Consider the following 19491-nt stretch of genomic DNA (forward strand, 5'->3'; position numbering starts at 1 on the left):
GATAAATTTCAAACATAGTTGTTTTTCTCTATCCAGAGTGATGAAAGAGCGCTAATAAGCCTTCGGCGTTCAGAGATTGACTATTCAGACTAAGCGTTAAAGGCAGATATGGCATCCGATCGACCATGCCAAGACTGCTGTCAAGGATTTTGTAGGGAAATCTCTGAGCGTCAGCCATTTTGTTCTTGTTGCTTTGTCGCCAGAAGATTCATTAGAACATTGGCAGCCTCAGAACAGTTGTAGGGCGACCAGACCGGATACTCTTGGTTTGCAACAAAGAAGTTTGCATCTTCTTCTTTGACCAGTTCTGTTGCGAGAAACTGCATCAGCCGAAGCTTGTCAATTTTTGGAAGCCCCTGGATTTGTAACATGAGTTCAGCCAATGGCATTTGAGAATCTCCTCGTTTGAGGTTTGGTGAAAAGGTTGAGGATGCTCGCTTGTCATACAGAGGCGCATCACTAGCCTGCACCTATTTTACCAATTGCTTGGTGGGTTGTTTCAGGAGATTCCAATCACTATATCAGTGCTTTTCTCTTAAAAGATGAAATTAGCGATTGCCGAAGCAAGTTAGGAGATTGAGCAAAAAGTGGCTGGGTTAAAGAAGGGAACCCAGCCTACAAGACCTCAAGGGGTGACAAGCACCCGAAAACCTTTATTCAACAAGGGTTTAGAGTTTTGAAGCTGCGAATATAATCAAGGTACAAATAAAAATGATAATCATTCTTTTGGGGAGGAGTAGGGCCTTTCCAATTAGGGACTTCCAAGGAATAAAATAACCAAATACAATAATGATAATCATTCTGATAGGGGGGAAGGAGAAGCAGCCGTCGGCTGCTTCTCCTTCCCCCCCTTTTGTAGTAAATTCAATTTGGAGTGTAATTTTTGGGTGTTGGGAGTGTTGATAGAATTAACTGATTCAGTCAAAAAATTGTTTAACGAAACAGCAAGCCAACTCAAAGGAGCAGCACGACGGCAGTTTCAAGCACAAGTTGTGATGGAGCTAGGTTACGGAGGACAATTACTGGCTCAAAAAGAATTGGGATGGGATAGAAATACTATTCGTAAAGGAATTCAAGAACTAACGAGTGGAATTACTTGTGTAGATAATTATTCTCAAAGAGGACGTTGGAAGGCAGAAGAACACTTCCCAAATCTTTTAGAAGATATCAAAAAATTAGTTGATGACCAAAGCCAAACTGATCCAAGTTTTAAAAGTCAAAGGCTGTATACACGCCTGACTGCAAGTCAAGTAAGAAAGCTATTAATTGAAAAGTTTGATTATAGTGATGAACAGTTGCCAACTGAAGAAATAATTCGCATCAAATTGAATTATTTAGGTTATCGACTCAAACGAGTAGCAAAAGTTTTACCTCAAAAAAAATCCCAGAAACTGACGCAATCTTTGAGCAACTAGCACTCTTTTAATCAATCAGCTTTGGATGACAAGAGCATTTTACGTCTAAGTCTTGATGCAAAAGCTCGTGTAAACATTGGCTCGTTTGACCGAGGAGGTAGAAACAGAATCCCAACCGAAACTGATGACCATGATTATAACCCAAAAACAACAGTAACTCCTTATGGTATCTTTCTCCCAGAGTTAGATGAACTATTTTTATATTTTACAGAGTCTCAGTTAACGAGTGATTTTATTGTTGATGTCTTATCAGATTTTTGGAAAAGTCAGAGTTGGCGGTTTCCAGATATAAAAACACTTATTCTTAATCAAGATAATGGTGGAGAAAATAATTCACGCCGTACCCAGTTCATGAAACGTATTGTCGAGTTTGCTCATCAACATCAACTTAATATACGTTTAGCTTATTATCCTCCATAGGGATCTCCAAATAATAAAATGCCCAGGCGAAAGCGACGGCTGGGCATTTTATTATTTGGAAAAGCCATATCATAGTAAATATAATCCCATCGAGCGAGTATGGGGTATATTAGAAAAATCTTGGAATGGCAGTATTTTAGATGAAGTTAAAACTGCTTTAAACTTTGCTGAAAATATGACATGGAAAGGTAAACATCCTGTAGTAGTTAAATTAATAACTCAAACCTATGAAACAGGAGTTAAGCTGACCAATAAGGCTATGTCTGCTGTCGAACAACAAGAACTGATACTTCTGTGTCAGATAGGTGACATAATCCTCTTGGGCGTTATCTTCTCCTGTAGTTGCCGAAATTTTAGCAATGCCTCGTAAACGCGACAGATTTCCCCGTTTCGGCTTTGGGTTGGCTTCCTGTTTCAGAGATTCTAGAAGAGCCTGTACCAACGGCGTTGCGATCGCTAATGGGCAATTGCAACGCCTGATTTTGTATTTCTTGTAATGTCATTAGTTCTTTGCCCAGCAACTCAGCGGTCGGCTCCAACGATTTGTTATGCCGCATCAACACCAAACGCTTTAAGTGCCACAATATTAAGGTAACTTAATTTCTACCCAATTCTATGCAGGTTAAGGATTTGACTATTGAAGAACTCAAACTCTTGATTCAAGAGACTGTTGCTGAAACTATCCAATCCTTGCTGATTGACCCTGATGAAGGGAAACAAGTTAAGCCAGAGGTTAAGCAGCAACTCCTTAGTTCTTTACATCGTACCCAAGCTGGAGAGCGTGGAATCTCGGCTGAGGAAGTTGCAAAGAAATTGGGCTTGAACTGGTAATGACTTACTACGTTGAATTCACGTCAGAAGCAACAGATGGTTTAGAGCAGCTTACTTCAACTATTCAACAACGCATCCTGAGTAAAATCCGTTGGCTTTCGGAGAATCTTGATAATTTGACTCCCCAAGCTCTGAGTGCTGATTTGAGTGGACTGTTTAAGCTCAGAGTTGGGGATTATCGAATTATCTACTCATTTGATAGTAGCAATCAACGCATTACAGTTCACAAAATTGGACATCGCCGAGATGTTTACACTTGATTACCCACGCTCCTACTCTATGTGAGCGAACTAAGCAACACCAACACCATATACTTTTGAGTCAGCGTAGGTAGAGATTAAAATATCAAAGCTGTTGACAGTTATATTGCTCGGAGAAACTTGCAGGCGTGTATTGATTGCCTAGTTAGCCTCCATTGAAGCGGTTATGTTCAACTATGGATAAGGTTTAATAATGTTAGGCAGCCAATATAAATTAAAAACCTCACTAATAAACCACAAACTTACGGTTATAAAAATTATTATTTTCTCAAGTTTACTGATAGCTTTACTATTTGCCTTTTTATTAGATTTAGCTTTAGGTTCAGTTGATATCCCTATCAACGAAGTAGTCAAAATTTTGCTCGGACAAGCACCAGAAAAAGCAACATGGGCTCATATTATTCTCAAGTTTCGTCTACCAAAAGCTTTAACTGCAACTCTAGCAGGTGCGGCTTTAGGTGTGAGTGGTTTGCAAATGCAAACTCTGTTTAAAAATCCCTTGGCGGGGCCTTTTGTATTAGGAATTAGTTCTGGTGCAAGTTTAGGTGTGGCTTTGGTGGTGTTAACTGCAAGTGTGACTACACCAACGCTATTAAATGATTTGGGAATTATTACGGATTTTGGGTTGGTGATAGCAGCTAGCCTTGGCGCAGCGTCGGTTTTGGGTGTGATGTTAGTGGTTTCGCGTCGAGTACAAGAGACGATGACGCTGCTAATTTTAGGTTTATTGTTTGGCTATGCTACTAGTGCAATTGTGAGTATTTTGTTGCAATTTAGTTCAAAAGAACAGATTCAAAGTTATATTATGTGGACTTTTGGAAGTTTCGCTGGGGTGACTTGGAAACAGTTAATTGTTTTAATTCCGGTGATACTTTTAAGTTTATTGGTAGCGGTGTTGCAATCAAAATCTTTGAATGCGCTGTTATTGGGTGAATCTTATGCGCGGAGTTTAGGTTTAACGGTGGAGAAAGCTAGGTTTTCTATTATTAGTAGTGCTTCTATTTTAGCGGGTGGAATTACGGCTTTTTGTGGGCCGATCGCATTTTTAGGTGTGGCTATTCCTCATTTGTGTCGCAGTCTGTTTATGACTTCTGACCATAGGATTTTAATCCCTAGTGTGATGATTATGGGGGCAATATTGGCTTTGGTGGCGGATTTATTTTCGCAATTGGCGGTGAGTCAAATGGTTTTACCTTTAAATGCTATTACGGCTTTAATCGGGACTCCTGTGGTGAGTTGGGTGATTTTAAAGCGTGGTTCTGGTAAATCTTTTTAAACGCAGAGGTACGCAAAGGTAAACGCGGAGGTACGCGGAGTTTTTTTGAGGTTTGTATGAGTGATGGGGTGTTGACGACTTACGGGTTGAGTATTGGTTATAAGTCGGGGAAGGGGGTGCGGTGTGTGGCGAGGGATATTTCTGTGTGTCTCTTAGCGGGGGAATTGGTATGTTTACTGGGGCCAAATGGTGCGGGTAAGTCTACCTTACTGCGATCGCTCGCGGGAATGCAACCACCTATAGCGGGTGAGGTGCGACTTTTGGGTGATGATATCTATAAGTTAGCACCGCAGGATTTAGCCAAGCGGTTGAGTTTGGTGCTAACGGAAAAAGTTGATGTGGGAATGTTATCAGCCTACACTTTGGTGAGTTTAGGACGATATCCTTACACTGACTGGTGGGGAAATTTGACATCTGAAGATAAGGTTATTGTACATTGGGCGATAAAATCTGTGGGCGCACTACACTTAGCACAACGCCAAGTTAGCGAACTCAGTGATGGGGAACGTCAAAAAATTATGATTGCGCGTGCTTTGGCACAGTCCCCTATGGTGATGTTGCTAGATGAACCAACGGCATTTTTAGATTTACCGCGACGGGTAGAAATTATGCAATTGTTACGTCAGTTAGCACGGGAAACCAATCAAGCAATTCTCCTTTCTACCCATGATTTAGATTTAGCTTTACGTCTGGCGGATAAAGTTTGGCTATTAGCAACTAATGGAATTTTACACGTTGGCGCACCAGAAGATTTGGTCTTGAGTGGTGCATTTGCTGATATTTTCAAAAGTGAAGGTGTAGAGTTTGATGCTACTTCTGGTGAATTTCATCTCCATACATCCCACAAAGGAGAAATTAATTTGATAGGCGGTGAGGGAATTGCCGTAGTGTGGACTATTCGCGCTTTACAAAGAGTTGGGTTTAGGGTTAAACAATGTGAAAATTTCTCTGTTATTCAAGACGTTACGCCAACGCAAATTTCAGTAGAAGTTATATCAAACTCAGAACAATTTTTATGGCGAATCACAAATAGCAAGACTGTATATACTCATCATTCCTTGTATGAACTGATTGAATTTTTGGATTGTTTATAAAAGTAATGTCTTTAATTGATTGACATTCTTTAACTGTATACTCAGGAAAAATTGCGAAATAATTCTAATATCCTAACTACTCCTCTTCGGCAGATAACCCATCAAATAACATCTCATATATCAATGGTACGCCCAACTCTAGCTCTTCTAAAAGAGTACGCTGGTTAAATACATCTTGGGGTTTGCCTTCTACCATCAGTCGCCCTTTATCCATAACAAAAACCCAATCTGCCCACCGATAGACTAAATCTAAATCATGAGTTGCCATTACTAGAGTAGTTCCGTCTTGATGAATTTTTTTCAGAGTTGCTATCAAATTACGAGTATGTTTTACATCTAAATAGGCAGTAGGTTCATCTAGCACTAACAGTTCTGGTTCTAGTACCATTACATCTGCTATGGAAACTCGCTTTTTTTGCCCTAAACTCAGATGATGCACTGGTCTTTCTGCTAAAGCAGTCAGTTCAAATTCAACTAATGCTTGCTCTACTCGCTGTTGAATTTCGGATACTGGCAAACCCAAATTACACAAACCGTAAGATATATCTTCTTCAACAGTAGAAGCTACTAATTGTTGTTCTGGATCTTGAAATACTAATCCGACCTTCTGCTTTAATTTACCAAGATAATTTCGGTTATAGTTTAACGGTTCACCACGCCACCGGACAATACCAGAATCAGGTTTATATAAACCATTAGCTAGTAAGAATAGTGTCGTTTTACCACAACCATTCTGACCAATTAACGCACACTTTTTACTTGATGGAATCTTCAATGCTAGACCATTCAAAGCTGATTGTTGTGCGCCTGAATAGGTGTAATATACCTGTTCAAATTCGAGTAAATATTCCTGCATTTCGCCAAAAGTCCAATCCTATTAATACTACACAGCCGAAAATGGCTTCGATAATATACCGTAATTGAGGACGATAGCGACTCTGATGCCAAACTCGAAATTCACTTACAAAACCCCGTGCTTCCAGTCCAAGAGAGAACTGATTATATCGTTGTAAGGTTCGCTGTAATAGTTGTCCGATGAGTATTGCTAAACTTTTCATGCTAAGAGCAAGAGTGCGGTAGCCACCACGGGAATTTTGTGCTGTCCACAATTCACTGGCTGTGTTCAGGAGAATGAAAATAAATCGATACATTAGTAATAATAAATCGGTTAACAGTACTGGAAATCGTAAGTACTGGAGAGTTCGTAATATTTCCGTGAAAGGGACAGTTAGCATCAGAAAATACAAGCAAGAAACAGAGGCTAATGCTCTGGTTAAAATTCCCAATGCTTGGATACTGCCACTATGACTGATATAAATATAGAAGTGTCCGATAGTTAGTCCATACCACGAATCTAATTTGACGTTTTGTAAATTAGTTATTGCAACTCCATTTACCATTAGGGCTGGTAAACTTGTCAAACAGAAAACTATGGTGAACATTAACAACCGAAAATAAACTCTAGCCGGAATTCTGGCATAAATCATTGTCCAAATACTCATCCAAAGCACCATTAAAATTTGCACTAAGGGATGGGTTGCAAGGGAAATAGCAAGAGTAGTAAATGCAAAAATCAGTTTATGTTCTGGTGGCAATCTTCGCAGCCGATTAGTGTAAGCCAAAGTATCTAGTTGCAGGCTCATTCTTCACGTTTTCGTTGTTGGGAACGTCCTTTATATAACCCAATTGCATAACCAACGACTCCAGCACCCAAAGCTGCTTGCGAAGCAAATAATAAGCTTTCTATTTCCCCACTAGCGGGTTCAAAAAATGATTTAAACCAGGGTTTATATTCCGGTTGAATTTCATTTATAGCCTCTTCTGCTTTGCCATCTGCACCAGCGAATTCCGCATCACGGACAAAGATTAACGGTGCAATTGCTAAAGCTAATACAGCTACCACCAATACCCAATTACTCAACCCTTTTTTAGATTGACTCATTGCCATTTCCTCGTTTGATTAATTGCAATAGTTCCAATTCTTGAGGATTATAAGATTGCAGCCAATTCCACACTAATACAGTTAGCAATCCTTCACTAATTGCTAAGGGAACTTGAGTTATGGCAAAAATTCCGGCGAACTTGGTAAATGAAGCGATAAACCCACCAACAGGTGCAGGAAAAGCTAGGGCAAGTTGGATAGAAGTGATAACGTATGTGAGTAAATCTGCGATCGCAGCTGCTAGAAATATGGCGATTTTGTCTTTACCACCCAACTTGATTGTCAAATTATATATCCAGTAAGCGGCAAATGGTCTAGCGATCGCCATCGAAAAAGCATTTGCTCCCAGTGTTGTCAAGCCGCCATGCGCTAGTAACAAAGCTTGAAACAACAACACTAAACCACCCAAAACCGACACAGTAAGCGGCCCAAACAGCACCGCACCTAACCCCGTCCCTGTTGGATGAGAACAGCTACCTGTAACCGAAGGGATTTTTAACGCTGACAGTACGAATGTGAAAGCACCAGCCAAGGCCAGTAGTAGTTTTAGCTGTGGGTTAGCTTGGGTAATGCGAGTTAGACTACGCAATCCTAATATAAAAAATGGTAATGCCACAATCCACCAAAAAATCGCCCACTGCACTGGTAAAAAACCTTCCATAATGTGCATGGCATAGGCGGGTTTGGGTAAACCAATTACTAGGTAAAAACTGATAACTCCCATCAGGGTTAGACTGACTAACGCCTGTTTTCTTTTCATAATCTGTACCTCGCAGATTTATGTCAACGAATTGGTTCCCATCGGCGGGCATCCTGACTCACCCAATTTTGGTTCACAGTTGCGGGACAGCGCCGGATTTGCACCGGACTTTCCCCCTTGCGTCTGATGGCTGCTTTTCATCAGAACCGATGGGAGTAACTATATCATTATTGCAGAATTTTGAGCCGCGATTTTTTACCAACACAGCTAGCTGCCGCAGGTTAGCTACAAGTCATCGATCAGGGAAATAAGTATGAATTAGAGCGATCGCCTGATTCATACTTCTATTCACCAACGCCCGCTTTGTTTGTTCGTATTGCATTGGCGGATCAAATTCAGGTTTAATGCCTCGGCAAAATACGGACGATCGCTTCAAACTTTTCTAAACTATCTTGATCCAGGCTATCGGCAAAGACTGCAACCACATCTGGATTACCTACTGCCAAGAATTGATGCAGCTGTTCATAAGCTTGGAGTATCTGCGCCTCTTGTTGTGATACTAGTGCTTGCCATCTGTAATTCCGACGACTCTCTTTATTGCATACAAGCCATCCTTTTTTAGTCAAACGATTGAGGACAGTTGTCACTGAAGCAGAGGTTAGCCGTCGCTTTGAATCAGCCAAAATACGTTCATGCACATCTTTGACGGTGACGCTACCTAGTTCCCAGATGATGTGCAAAATTTCTTTCTCCAAGAAACCAAGGGAGAGTTTCTGAGGACGATAGTTAGGTAAAGGAGACATTATGTTGCATTAAATTGAAGTGTAGGGAAAGGGCATCAGAATAAAAATTAACTATCTCTATCACTAATTGAGATTAAGCTCGCAAAGTACATTAACAGACTTGAAATAACACATAAATTAGAAGTTTAACAAATATTTTGGCTAAAAATACTTGCTGTTAAGTTTGAAAAATTGTCTTATTTTTATGAAATTTTTCCGGCAAAACTTTACAGATTATTTTTTGATAAAGCTAATTATTTACTTTCTGGAGTGACTGCAAATAATAGCTAGTAACTACCAGTTATTTACATTGTTCTAGGAATTACTGGTTGAAGAAAAAAAGATTCCTCTTGATAGCAACTATGACACCTGTTAAAATTAAGTTTTTATTTTCTGGAGATCCCCAAGCAATAGACCATTACTATGGGGTAGATTGCGAAGTTTGTTCACCGTCCGGCTCATTTTGGTTGATTTTTGGGGCTTTGCTATCAGCTAGTCTTATTTTTAGTGAGCGCAGAACTTTTCGGTCTACTGAGTTTCTATATGCTTATTTTTACAATGCCTAAATGGTTGTTGAAACCAAGGTCATAAATCATTAGACAAGGTAAATATTGTCAGAACTTTTTTGGGGTAATTTGGGGGTAAAGGAGTTTTGTAAAGCGTGAAAGTACTGATAAATAGAGGTTGAGAGAGGACTGAAAATCCTCGTGTCACCGGTTCAAGTCCGGTTCCTGGCATCATAAGCAAAACCCCTGGGAAGCAAGACTTCCAGGGGTTTACTGTTTCCATAAAAACCCCATTTCAGCCGTTTTTGGTGGTGTAAATGTGGTGTAATTTTATGCCACGTTGGATATTTTTGGACGGGGTTAGTTAAATTTTGGGGGTAAGTTGGGGGTAAATCAGGGCGCGCTGATTGACTTATATCTTGCACCTCTGTGGATAAACCACTAATACACGAATAGAGGGTGTAAGAAAGTGACACCAGAAGCGAAAATGAGCTTACGTAACAATTAGTAATTAATGCAACTATATTAAATGGTAAATTACGGTGAAAAATCAAGATCAGGTGATCGACCTTCTAGATTCGTGGCTAGATGACACTGAAAATGCCTCGGAACATCAGCAAGCCTGGGATTTTCTGAAAACTGCGCTTGACGAAGATCGGTTGTCCGATCGCCCCTTGTTTCCATGAGTCGTCTGATTTTGCTAGATTCTGGACCACTGGGAATGGTAACGAATCCCAAAGCTACAGGCACTCCCCTCGATTGCCAACTATGGCTAAAATCCCTATTACGGCGTGGAGAGAGAGTTGCCATTCCTGAGATTTCAGATTATGAAGTTCGTCGTGAGCTTCTTCGCGCAGGTCTATTACGAAGTTTGCACCTGGAAATAGAGATGTCAAAACCACAACTACGTATGAGAGGAAGTAGGCGCTCAATATTAAGTAACATATGAGACACAAGCATTTGAGGAAAAATAAATTCAAGGGCAGTCTGTGCAGCCTCACCCCAATCAGGAAGTGGACGATTCTGGGTTAATAAATAAGTCCAATGGGCTTTTTCTCATATTTCCTGCAACATAAGTAAATTTAATTCTCTAAAGCGATCGCATCTGTTGGGATGAAGCCAAGCGTCATCCCAAGAAATTATATTTATTGAACCTAATTCTGTAACATTACGCGCCCATTACGTCTTGTTTGCGACAATAGATACTGAATCACTTGTTTTCATCACACTGTTATCTTTTTGAACTACTTGTTTCCGTTTTACGGGTTTATTCTGTAGGTGCAAGATATGAGTCTACGTATATCTCTGGGGCGTATAGCTTCTGTTGTATTAATTGTAAATAGATGACGATTTTCTGAAAGTCTTAACCCTTCTTTTATATCGCGCATCTCCTCAGCTAGACGCAGTTGGCTGGTGTTTCTAGGATTTGCTGATAACAGCAAGATGTTTCGAGTTTGAGCCATAGCGTAATCACTGTAAAATTGGTTGATACCGATTCAAAAAAGGTTTACGACGCATTTGGAATATGAGATGCGATTTAGGATATGAGATGCGATAAATCGCGTCTCTACAAGATTGGTTTGTCGCATTTTTCAAATTGGTATTAATTATAGATATCTCATATTTTTTGGGTGATATTGCTGAAATGTTCACTGTTCCCTGTTGTAGGTACTAATCAACAACCAATACAGCCGAGCCTTCGATTTTACCACTACGCAGAGCGTCTAAAGCTTCGTTTGCTTCACTCAAATTAAATAAATTAACCTCTGTGCGAATTGGAACTTGGGGTGCTAAGGCGAGAAATTCTTCTCCGTCTTGGCGAGTTAAGTTTGCAACCGATCGCAATACTCTTTCTTCCCATAGAATTTCATAGGGGAAAGCGGGAATTTCACTCATGTGAATTCCAGCGCAAACTACGACACCACCTTTGGCGATCGCACGTAAAGCAGCAGGAACTAGTTTACCTACGGGAGCAAAAATAATTGCTGCATCTAGCGGTTCTGGGGGTAATTCATCAGATCCACCCGTCCACACAGCACCCAATTGACGAGCAAATTCTTGTCCTTGAGTATCACCAGCACGAGTAAAAGCAAAGACTTGCCGCCCATGATAACGCGCCAGTTGATTTAAAATATGGGCAGCAGAACCAAAACCGTAAAAACCGAGTTTTTCGACATGATCACCAGCCATTCTATAGGCGCGATAACCAATCAATCCACCACATAATAATGGTGCAGCTTGCAAGTCGGGATAACCTTCAGGAATAAAAAAGCAAAAGCGGTGATCGGCGACGGTATACTCAGCATAGCCGCCATCGAGATGATAACCAGTGAACTTGGCATAATCGCAAAGGTTTTCACGTCCAGAAACACAGTAGCGACAGTGACCGCAAGTATAGCCTAACCAGGGAACACCAACGCGATCGCCTGGCTGAAATTTTTCTACTTGTTCTCCTACTGCTTCTACAATACCAACAATTTGATGCCCAGGTATTAAAGGTAGTTTTGGATCTGTCAGTTCTCCATCCACAATATGCAAATCTGTACGACAGACAGCACAAGCATGAACACGAATCAGTACTTGTTCTGGGTTCGGTTTGGGTACAGGTAAGTCAACTAATTGCAGAGGTTGACGTGGCGCTTCTAACAGCATTGCACGCATAAGCATAAATTACTCATTCATTTCTTTTAATGTAGCGAGTGCTGAAGGCGACAACCGACTGAGATAACGGAAGATCCAATACTTAAATATAGTATCTAAAATCACGGGAAAGGTAGCAATAAATAAAAATATTGGATTTCTGCTAGCTGGTAATCCTAAATGTTCTGCAACTACTTCTAGAAGTACCTCCCAGCCATGAGGTGAGTGAAATCCAACGAATATATCTGTAGATAAAATAATTAAAAAAGCCTTGGCACTATCGCTAAGACCATAGATAATCTCATCTATAAATGATTTCACAATCACTATTTCTCGTTTATTTGTAGCTATGACAAAAGCAAAAGCAACAAGTGATACTAGATCAGCAAACACATTACTAATAGCATTCTGACTTTCCTGGCGAAAAGTTTCCGCAATTTCTTTGGCTTTATTTTTTAGTTTTGCTTCGACAACTTCTGGAGCAAGTGGCGGAGATTTACGCAATAAACTTTCAAACTTAAGTTCTTTCTCATAAAAATTGAGTTCCTTTAGTGCTTTTTCTTCCATCTCCTCATTGAGGAAAAGATGAGATATATTTTCACCTCGCACGCGTTCAACAATCGGACTTATCAATAATTGTTTAGATAGATATTGAGTTAACAGTGGGACAACAATCAGCATGATTAAAAATCGGATTGCTATTCTTGTCCTGTTTCGCGCAATTTGAAAATTCCTAATATACTGTTCTTCTGCATTTGGAGAAAAATCAGATTTAATTCTATTAAATGTTCTACCAAGTGAACGTGGTAAAAATCCTGTTTTTTGAGAGGCTGGTGTCACCCTCATTTCATTTATTTTAGAGGAATCTGATTTTTGAGCGTGGTCATCATTATTATTGTTCATTGTTAGGTTTAATTAAGTTTGCTAATTTACCATAATAATCTCATAATAATAGGCGAAACTATAAACTAGGATTAGCTTCTGGAAGTGTCATTCTTATAACAAAAGTCTGCTGAAGCAGACTTTTTGATTTATTGAGTCGTCTGAAGACGACTTGTGCTATTAGCTAAGGATTTAAACCCAAGCGCGAGATATTGAAAAATGAAAAAATTTGGATGCTCCCCAATCAATTGTAATGATCACGATACACTTGGGTCATCATCAACTTTAAGCTTGCGTAAAATCTCTTGAATTCGTTGTACCCTTTGTGGTCTATTTTGGGATTTAAAAACACTCAAAGCTTTTTCTAAAGATGCGATCGCTTCATCTCGTTTACCTACTTCCCAAAGTGCTTGAGCTAAATTAGTTAGTGCATCACCATAATTGGGATTAATCGCTAGTGCTTTATTATATTCTGCGATCGCATCTTCCCATTGTTCTTGATTGGCAAATACAAGCCCTATACCATTATGTGCAAGGGCGTATTTAGAATCTAAACGAATTGCTTCTTGATATTGTTTCATAGCTTCGCCATTTTTATTTTGACGAAACAGAACATTTCCTAACTGAAAATATCCAAAAGCATCTTTGGGATACTTCTTGATCAATTTCCGCAAATTCTCTTCCGCACCAGCAAAATTACCTTGGTTCAATAAACTATTTGCTATTTGAATTAGTTGCGATCGCTCTGTCTGTCCACTATCACCACCAGGAAGTTGTGCTAGTCTTTGTTCCTGTGCAGAAACAAACTGCGATGTATTTGTGACGATCAAAATACCCAGACTCAAGTAACAAGCAATTTGACCGAATCTCAGTTTTAAAGGATTTTTTGGCTTCATCACGCAGTAATTTTTGATTACTTAGAATTTGATTTTTATATCAATAAATATATTAACAATTTTCAAATACCAAAATTTCTACTTTTTTCTATCTTCTCTGTATGTGTGCGGTGCAAATGTAGACGAGAGTGTAAGGGTGTGAGGGTGTAAGGGTAAATATTTAATTGTTTTTCTCCTCTTACACCCCTAAACCCCTATTTTTTGACTACGCACCTTCGCGTAGCTTATCTAATACACTTCTATCTTCTAATGTCGAAGTATCACCTGAGACTTCTTGTCCAGCTGCTAAATTACGTAACAATCGCCGCATAATCTTACCAGAACGGGTTTTAGGTAAAGCATCAGTAAAACGAATCTCTCCAGGACGAGCGATCGCACCAATTTCACTGACAACGTGTTTTTTCAATTCTTTATTCAGTTCTTCACTGGGGTTATTACCACCCTCTAAAGTAACAAAAGCTACTATATCTTCACCTTTGAGTTCATCTGGTTTACCTACCACAGCCGCTTCAGCTACCGCCGGATGGGAAACTAAGGCTGATTCAATTTCCATTGTTCCCAAACGATGTCCTGATACATTAATTACATCATCAACTCGACCCATCACCCAGAAGTAGCCGTCTTCATCTCGTCTAGCGCCATCGCCTGCAAAATAAATATACTTCCCGTCTTTGGGGGGAATGTGTTCCCAATATGTGCGACGGAAGCGCTCTGGATCACCGTATACTGTTCGCATCATTCCCGGCCAAGGATAACGAACTGCCAAATAACCGCCTTCGTTGTCGCCAACGGAATCACCTTCCAAATCTACCACATCGGCAAGAATCCCAGGGAAAGGACGAGTTGCCGAACCTGGTTTGGTGGGAATTGCTCCTGGAAGCGGTGTGATCATAATTCCCCCAGTTTCAGTTTGCCACCATGTATCAACAATTGGACAGCGATCGCCACCAATAACTCTGTGATACCACATCCAAGCTTCTGGGTTAATTGGTTCACCAACGGTTCCCAGCAAACGCAAAGAAGATAAATTCCGAGCTTTGGGTAAATGTTCACCCATTTTGATAAAAGCACGAATCGCTGTGGGTGCGGTATAAAAAATTGTCACACCGAGTTTTTCAATAATGTCCCATGTACAACCAGGATTAGAAGCACGGGGCGCACCTTCATACATAACAGTGGTTGCGCCATTGGAAAGCGGCCCATAAACAATGTAGCTATGTCCCGTAATCCAGCCGACATCTGCTGTACACCAATACACATCGGTATCTTGTAAATCAAAAATCCATTTAGTCGTCATGTGAGCATACAAATTGTATCCACCAGTCGTATGCACAACGCCCTTTGGTTTGCCGGTACTACCAGAAGTGTAGAGAATAAACAGCATATCTTCGCTGTCCATTGGTTCTGCGGGACAATCTGCGCTCACACCCCTTTGTAAATCATGCCACCAATGGTCGCGCCCAGGTTCCATGTTAGTTTTTTGATTGGTACGCTGGACGACTAAGACGTTATGCACAGTTGAGACAGCACCATCTGCTAAAGCTTTATCTACCTGTTCCTTAAGAGGAACGATCGCATCTTTACGCCAACCACCATCAGCAGTGATTACTAATTTTGCTTGGGCGTCAATTAATCGATCTCGTAAAGCTTCTGCACTAAAACCACCAAATACAACACTGTGGGGTGCGCCAATTCTCGCACAAGCTAACATGGCGATCGCAGCTTCGGGTATCATTGGCATATAAATACCAATGCGATCGCCTTTTTGTACTCCCAATTGTTTCAGCACATTGGCAAATTGACAAACTTCTCGATGTAACTGGGCGTAGGTGAGGGTGCGTGAGTCTCCTGGTTCCCCTTCCCAAATAATCGCGGCTTTGTTTTTGCGCCAAGTCGTGAGGTGTCTGTCAAGACAATTGTAAGAAATATTAATTTTACCGTTAACAAACCATTTGGCAAATGGTGGTTGCCAATCTAACACTTGCTCCCACTTACCAAACCAGTCTAATTCTTGTTCTGCCAGTTCTGCCCAAAATTGTTCGGGATTGGCTTTGGCTTTTTCGTAAAGATGCTGATATTGTTCTAAGCTTTTGATATGGGCGTTTTGAGAAAATTCTGGAGTTGGGGAAAATAAGCGTTTTTCTTGGAGGATTGATTCTATCGTTGGTTGAGACATAATCGCTTCAATAGTGTTCTGCCAACTATTCTGTATGGAGATTTACACAAGTGTTTTAACTTTTCATTAAGATTAAAGAAAATGCACCAGCTTTTCATACAGCCAGAAAATAAATTTTAACGGAATCGCGGAAGTCCTCACCCTCAACGCTTTGTAGGGTGAGGATGGACAGCGGGCGGTGATGAGTGCATCTTTGACCATCATCAACCGTAGGTTGGTAAAAGAAAAGATGTATGAGGAGTAGCCAAATATTTTCCGGAATAAGTTTACTAGTAAGTGTAGATAGTAGTAAAATATAAAAATCAAGGAGGTGATATCGAGTGCTACACAAAGCTGTTCAAGTTCGCTTATACCCATCAAAAGAGCAAGAAACGCTATTGGCGCAGACATTTGGATGTTCCCGTTGGTGGTGGAATTATGCCTTGAATAAATCTATTGAAACCTATAAAGAAACGGGCAAAGGACTTGGACAAGTAGCACTCAATGCACTGCTGCCCAAACTCAAAAAAGAAAAAGATACGGAATGGTTGGCTGATTGTTATAGCCAAGTTTTGCAAGCTACAACACTTAATTTGACCACAGCGTATAAGAACTTTTTTGATGGTAGAGCAAGGTTTCCTAAATTCAAATCTAAGCATGGTAAACAGTCTATTCAATATCCTCAAAACGTCAAGATTGTAGATGGTAATGTAAAACTTCCCGGTAATATCGGGATAGTCAAAGCCAAAATACATAGACCTATTGAGGGAAAAATTAAAACTGTTACTATTAGCAAGACTCCATCAGGAAAGTACTTTGCATCTATTCTGACTGAAATAGAAAGTGAAAATCCATCAACAGCAGAAGGCAAGATTTACGGCGTTGATTTAGGATTGAAACACTTTGCTGTTGTCACCGATGGCGAAAAAGTGTCTAAATTTGACAACCCTAAACACATTGCCAAGCATGAAAAGAATCTCAAACGCAAGCAACAAAAATTAGCACGTAAACAAAAAGGAAGTAATTCTCGAAATAGATATAGAAAAGTTGTTGCCAAGGTGTACGAGCGAGTTACTAATTCGCGGCAGGATTTTCTGCATAAACTTAGTTATAAGTTGGTCAGCGATAGCCAAGCTGTCATAGTAGAGAACCTTCATCTTCTAGGCATGGTACGTAATCACAATTTGGCAAAAGCAATATCTGATGTTGGTTGGGGAACATTCACTAACTTTTTAGCCTATAAACTAGAACGCAAAGGTGGGAAGTTGGTGGAGATTGATAGATGGTTTCCTAGTTCCAAGCTCTGTTCTAATTGTTTTTATCAAGTCAAAGAAATGCCGTTGGATGTCCGTGAATGGATTTGTCCGCACTGCGGCATTCATCATGATCGGGATGGGAACGCAGCGATAAATATTAGAGCAGAGGGAATCAGAATGCTAAAGGCGGAAGGTTCAGCCGTCTCTGCTGTAGGAGGGGAGGTAAGACCAAAAATGGGACGAAAGTCTCATTTGCGGCACTCCCCCGTGAGTACAGAAGCCCACAGTTCAGGCGTAGCCAACTGTGGGTAGTTCACTACCTTCTGCTGAAGAACTAGCAGAACAAGAAAAATTACGCGCCCAACAAGCGGAAGAACGCTTACAACAAACAGAGCAAGAATTATCTAGATTGCGAGAGATTTTACGCGCTCAGGGAATAGATCCTGATCAGATTTAGTTTTACGGGATATGGGGTAGGTGCAAGATGTCCGTTCAGATGAAAGCGATCGCTAATGCTGAAATCCTGGTTAAGATTGAAAATCTTTGCTTTTTTAACAAAAATCATCTTAATAAAGTTATATAAAAATTAAAGTGGGAAAACTCAATCGTCAATACCGACATAGCAAACCAATTTTGGGGAGATGGCGTAAATCCTAGCAAACAGTAAAAAGTCAAAAGAGAATCCCCATAAATCCACTTAGGGACTTGTAATCATTTTTCTCTCTTTCTTTTAACTTTTAACTTTTGCCTTTTGCCTTATTCAGTCATCTGTCAAAATTAAGGAGCCAGATTATGCGGATCATGATGATTCAACCCAACTATCATTCTGGTGGTGCGGAAATTGCGGGAAATTGGCCACCCAGTTGGGTTCCTTATGTGGGTGGAGCGTTGAAAACAGCTGGCTTTACTGACATCTGTTTTGTTGATGCTATGACCGATTATATTGCCGATGATGCTTTGGCGGAGATTATTGCCAAGCATCAGCCGGATGTGGTGCTAGCAACGGCGATTACGCCGATGATTTATCAATCTCAAACAACTCTCAAGATAGTTAAACAAGTTTGTCCCCAAGCCAAAACAATTATGGGCGGGATTCACCCAACCTATATGTATAATGAAGTTCTCCACGAAGCGCCTTGGGTAGATTATATTATCCGGGGAGAAGGGGAAGAAATCACAGTAAACTTGCTCAGAGCGATCGCCAATGGCACAGATGAGAGCGATCGCCGTGATATATTAGGTATTGCTTTCCTCGAAAATGGGCAAGTCGTCGCCACACCAGCCCATCCCCCGATAGCTGATTTGGATACTCTGACTCCAGATTGGAGTTTATTAGACTGGAGTAAATATATCTATACTCCACTCAACGTCCGAGTTGCAGTTCCCAACTACGCCAGAGGATGTCCCTTCACCTGTCGTTTTTGTTCTCAGTGGAAATTCTGGCGCAAATATCGTTCTGGTACTCCCAAGAGATTTGTCGATGAGATTGAAATCTTGGTAAAAAAACACAAAGTCGGCTTTTTCATTCTCGCAGATGAAGAACCAACTATTAATAAACCAAAATTTATCGCTTTGTGTAACGAATTAATAGAACGTAACTTAGGTGTTCACTGGGGAATCAATACACGAGTGACAGATATTTTACGAGATGAGGAAGAACTACCACTTTACCGCAAAGCAGGACTAGTTCATGTTTCCTTGGGGACAGAAGCAGCAGCGCAGTTAAAATTAAATTTGTTCCGCAAAGAAACAACTATCGAACAAAACAAACGCGCCATCAAACTCTTAAATCAAAATGGTATCGTTACCGAAGCTCAATTTATCATGGGTTTAGAGAACGAAACCCCAGAAACAATTGAACAAACCTATCAAATGGCTTTGGATTGGAAAGCAGACATGGTGAACTGGAATATGTTTACTCCCTGGCCATTTTCCGAATTATTTCAAGATTTAGGCGATCGCGTCGAAGTTCGCGATTATTCCCAATATAACTTTGTCACACCAATCATGAAACCGGATGCAATGGAACGAGAAGATGTTCTCAAAGGAGTACTCCGGAACTACGCCCGTTTTTACCTCCGCAAAACTTTTGAATATTGGTTTGTCAAAGATCCATTTAAACGCAAATATCTTTTAGGTTGCTTGAAAGCATTTGTGCAAACCACCCTCAACAAGCGCTTCTATAATCTCAAACGAGTCAAGTACAAGGGACTACAAACCGAGATAGAACTAGGTTTTGATGAGTCGAAGATTCTCACTCGCGAACAAATCGCCGAGCGTAAGCAACAACATCCAGAACTGATGGCTGATGTAAATTTTACAGGTAATATTTCCGCCTGCGGCGCACCGAATGATCTAGCGGAATATGATGAGAAACAAGAGGATGTGGTGAGGAAGTAAGGGGGACTTATCAGTTATCAGTTATCAAAATTAAAC

General features: G+C 40.4%; 23 protein-coding genes, 1 pseudogene and 1 riboswitch. Of the genes and pseudogenes, 9 read left to right on the forward strand and 15 right to left on the reverse strand.

Translation table 11 applies throughout. The features are described from left to right. Positions 1–28 precede the first annotated feature (28 nt). Both AC5JMK_RS23810 and AC5JMK_RS23815 read right to left on the reverse strand, forming a co-directional pair. Positions 29–178, reverse strand: a complete 150-nt coding sequence (locus AC5JMK_RS23810; RefSeq protein ID WP_495911167.1) for a hypothetical protein — start codon at positions 176–178, stop codon at positions 29–31. After that, positions 171–389: a hypothetical protein gene (locus AC5JMK_RS23815; protein WP_495911168.1), complete on the reverse strand. Its 219-nt coding sequence runs from the start codon at positions 387–389 to the stop codon at positions 171–173. Before AC5JMK_RS23815 ends, AC5JMK_RS23810 begins: the two co-directional genes overlap by 8 nt. 606 nt (positions 390–995) lie before the next feature. Between AC5JMK_RS23815 and AC5JMK_RS23820 the strand changes: the two are divergent. Continuing rightward, positions 996–1835 (forward strand): annotated as a pseudogene (locus tag AC5JMK_RS23820) (ISAzo13-like element transposase-related protein). A 55-nt stretch (positions 1836–1890) separates the two neighbouring features. Next, entirely contained in the window at positions 1891–2205 is a 315-nt protein-coding gene (locus tag AC5JMK_RS23825; protein ID WP_495911169.1) for an ISAzo13-like element transposase-related protein, read from the forward strand. Here the strand turns inward: AC5JMK_RS23825 and AC5JMK_RS23830 are convergent. Next, positions 2189–2338 (reverse strand): hypothetical protein, encoded by a 150-nt coding sequence (locus AC5JMK_RS23830; protein ID WP_495911170.1) that lies wholly within the window; start codon positions 2336–2338, stop codon positions 2189–2191. The two genes, AC5JMK_RS23825 and AC5JMK_RS23830, sit on opposite strands and share 17 nt — an antisense overlap. Before the next feature lie 112 nt (positions 2339–2450). On the opposite strand from AC5JMK_RS23830, the gene AC5JMK_RS23835 reads away from it, so the two are divergent. Both AC5JMK_RS23835 and AC5JMK_RS23840 read left to right on the forward strand, forming a co-directional pair. Beyond that, positions 2451–2666, forward strand: coding sequence for a hypothetical protein (locus AC5JMK_RS23835; protein WP_495911171.1), 216 nt, complete (start codon positions 2451–2453; stop codon positions 2664–2666). Next, the gene (locus AC5JMK_RS23840; RefSeq protein WP_495911172.1) at positions 2666–2926 is read left to right on the forward strand and encodes a type II toxin-antitoxin system RelE family toxin; all 261 of its coding nucleotides are present in this window, start codon (positions 2666–2668) and stop codon (positions 2924–2926) included. Before AC5JMK_RS23835 ends, AC5JMK_RS23840 begins: the two co-directional genes overlap by 1 nt. A gap of 30 nt (positions 2927–2956) precedes the next feature. Here AC5JMK_RS23840 and AC5JMK_RS23845 read toward each other — a convergent pair whose 3' ends face one another. Then, the gene (locus tag AC5JMK_RS23845; RefSeq protein ID WP_495911203.1) at positions 2957–3064 is read right to left on the reverse strand and encodes an H-type lectin domain-containing protein; all 108 of its coding nucleotides are present in this window, start codon (positions 3062–3064) and stop codon (positions 2957–2959) included. A gap of 55 nt (positions 3065–3119) precedes the next feature. Here AC5JMK_RS23845 and AC5JMK_RS23850 point away from each other — a divergent pair, with 55 nt between their 5' ends. Together AC5JMK_RS23850 and AC5JMK_RS23855 are read left to right on the forward strand one after the other, a co-directional pair. After that, the gene (locus AC5JMK_RS23850; protein WP_495911173.1) at positions 3120–4202 is read left to right on the forward strand and encodes an iron chelate uptake ABC transporter family permease subunit; all 1083 of its coding nucleotides are present in this window, start codon (positions 3120–3122) and stop codon (positions 4200–4202) included. 56 nt (positions 4203–4258) lie between these two features. After that, positions 4259–5296 carry an ABC transporter ATP-binding protein gene (locus tag AC5JMK_RS23855; protein WP_495911174.1) on the forward strand — a complete coding sequence of 346 codons (1038 nt, stop codon included), beginning with the start codon at positions 4259–4261 and terminating at the stop codon, positions 5294–5296. A gap of 76 nt (positions 5297–5372) precedes the next feature. Here the strand turns inward: AC5JMK_RS23855 and AC5JMK_RS23860 are convergent, their stop codons facing one another. The 11 genes from AC5JMK_RS23860 to acs form a co-directional block, all read right to left on the reverse strand. Continuing rightward, positions 5373–6152 (reverse strand): energy-coupling factor ABC transporter ATP-binding protein, encoded by a 780-nt coding sequence (locus AC5JMK_RS23860; protein WP_495911175.1) that lies wholly within the window; start codon positions 6150–6152, stop codon positions 5373–5375. Further along, positions 6127–6939, reverse strand: a complete 813-nt coding sequence (cbiQ, locus tag AC5JMK_RS23865) for a cobalt ECF transporter T component CbiQ (protein WP_495911176.1) — start codon at positions 6937–6939, stop codon at positions 6127–6129. Before cbiQ ends, AC5JMK_RS23860 begins: the two co-directional genes overlap by 26 nt. Next, entirely contained in the window at positions 6936–7238 is a 303-nt protein-coding gene (locus AC5JMK_RS23870) for an energy-coupling factor ABC transporter substrate-binding protein (RefSeq protein ID WP_495911177.1), read from the reverse strand. Before AC5JMK_RS23870 ends, cbiQ begins: the two co-directional genes overlap by 4 nt. Beyond that, complete coding sequence (locus AC5JMK_RS23875) at positions 7225–7998, reverse strand: energy-coupling factor ABC transporter permease (RefSeq protein WP_495911178.1); 774 nt, start codon at positions 7996–7998, stop codon at positions 7225–7227. Before AC5JMK_RS23875 ends, AC5JMK_RS23870 begins: the two co-directional genes overlap by 14 nt. Positions 7999–8024: 26 nt before the next feature. Further along, a riboswitch (cobalamin riboswitch) is annotated at positions 8025–8164 on the reverse strand. A 175-nt stretch (positions 8165–8339) separates the two neighbouring features. Further along, positions 8340–8741 (reverse strand): BlaI/MecI/CopY family transcriptional regulator, encoded by a 402-nt coding sequence (locus AC5JMK_RS23880; RefSeq protein ID WP_495911179.1) that lies wholly within the window; start codon positions 8739–8741, stop codon positions 8340–8342. Between the two features lie 1022 nt (positions 8742–9763). After that, the gene (locus AC5JMK_RS23885; RefSeq protein ID WP_495911180.1) at positions 9764–10036 is read right to left on the reverse strand and encodes a hypothetical protein; all 273 of its coding nucleotides are present in this window, start codon (positions 10034–10036) and stop codon (positions 9764–9766) included. 449 nt (positions 10037–10485) lie between these two features. Next, positions 10486–10689 carry a hypothetical protein gene (locus AC5JMK_RS23890; protein ID WP_495911181.1) on the reverse strand — a complete coding sequence of 68 codons (204 nt, stop codon included), beginning with the start codon at positions 10687–10689 and terminating at the stop codon, positions 10486–10488. A 208-nt stretch (positions 10690–10897) separates the two neighbouring features. Beyond that, positions 10898–11887: a zinc-dependent alcohol dehydrogenase family protein gene (locus AC5JMK_RS23895; RefSeq protein ID WP_096677382.1), complete on the reverse strand. Its 990-nt coding sequence runs from the start codon at positions 11885–11887 to the stop codon at positions 10898–10900. A gap of 9 nt (positions 11888–11896) precedes the next feature. After that, entirely contained in the window at positions 11897–12769 is an 873-nt protein-coding gene (locus AC5JMK_RS23900; RefSeq protein ID WP_096677383.1) for a CemA family protein, read from the reverse strand. 236 nt (positions 12770–13005) lie between these two features. Continuing rightward, positions 13006–13644: a tetratricopeptide repeat protein gene (locus AC5JMK_RS23905; RefSeq protein ID WP_495911204.1), complete on the reverse strand. Its 639-nt coding sequence runs from the start codon at positions 13642–13644 to the stop codon at positions 13006–13008. Positions 13645–13849: 205 nt separating this feature from the next. Further along, positions 13850–15820: an acetate--CoA ligase gene (gene acs / locus AC5JMK_RS23910; protein ID WP_495911182.1), complete on the reverse strand. Its 1971-nt coding sequence runs from the start codon at positions 15818–15820 to the stop codon at positions 13850–13852. Between the two features lie 320 nt (positions 15821–16140). Here acs and AC5JMK_RS23915 point away from each other — a divergent pair, with 320 nt between their 5' ends. From AC5JMK_RS23915 to bchE, 3 genes are all read left to right on the forward strand, one after another. Beyond that, on the forward strand, positions 16141–17367 hold the full coding sequence (locus AC5JMK_RS23915; RefSeq protein ID WP_096677386.1) for an RNA-guided endonuclease InsQ/TnpB family protein: 1227 nt from the start codon (positions 16141–16143) through the stop codon (positions 17365–17367). Further along, the gene (locus AC5JMK_RS23920) at positions 17360–17512 is read left to right on the forward strand and encodes a hypothetical protein (RefSeq protein ID WP_495911183.1); all 153 of its coding nucleotides are present in this window, start codon (positions 17360–17362) and stop codon (positions 17510–17512) included. Before AC5JMK_RS23915 ends, AC5JMK_RS23920 begins: the two co-directional genes overlap by 8 nt. Positions 17513–17847: 335 nt before the next feature. Then, entirely contained in the window at positions 17848–19455 is a 1608-nt protein-coding gene (gene bchE / locus AC5JMK_RS23925) for a magnesium-protoporphyrin IX monomethyl ester anaerobic oxidative cyclase (protein WP_096677387.1), read from the forward strand. The last annotated feature ends 36 nt before the right edge of the window (positions 19456–19491 follow it).

It is taken from the genome of Pelatocladus sp., from assembly GCF_059505505.1.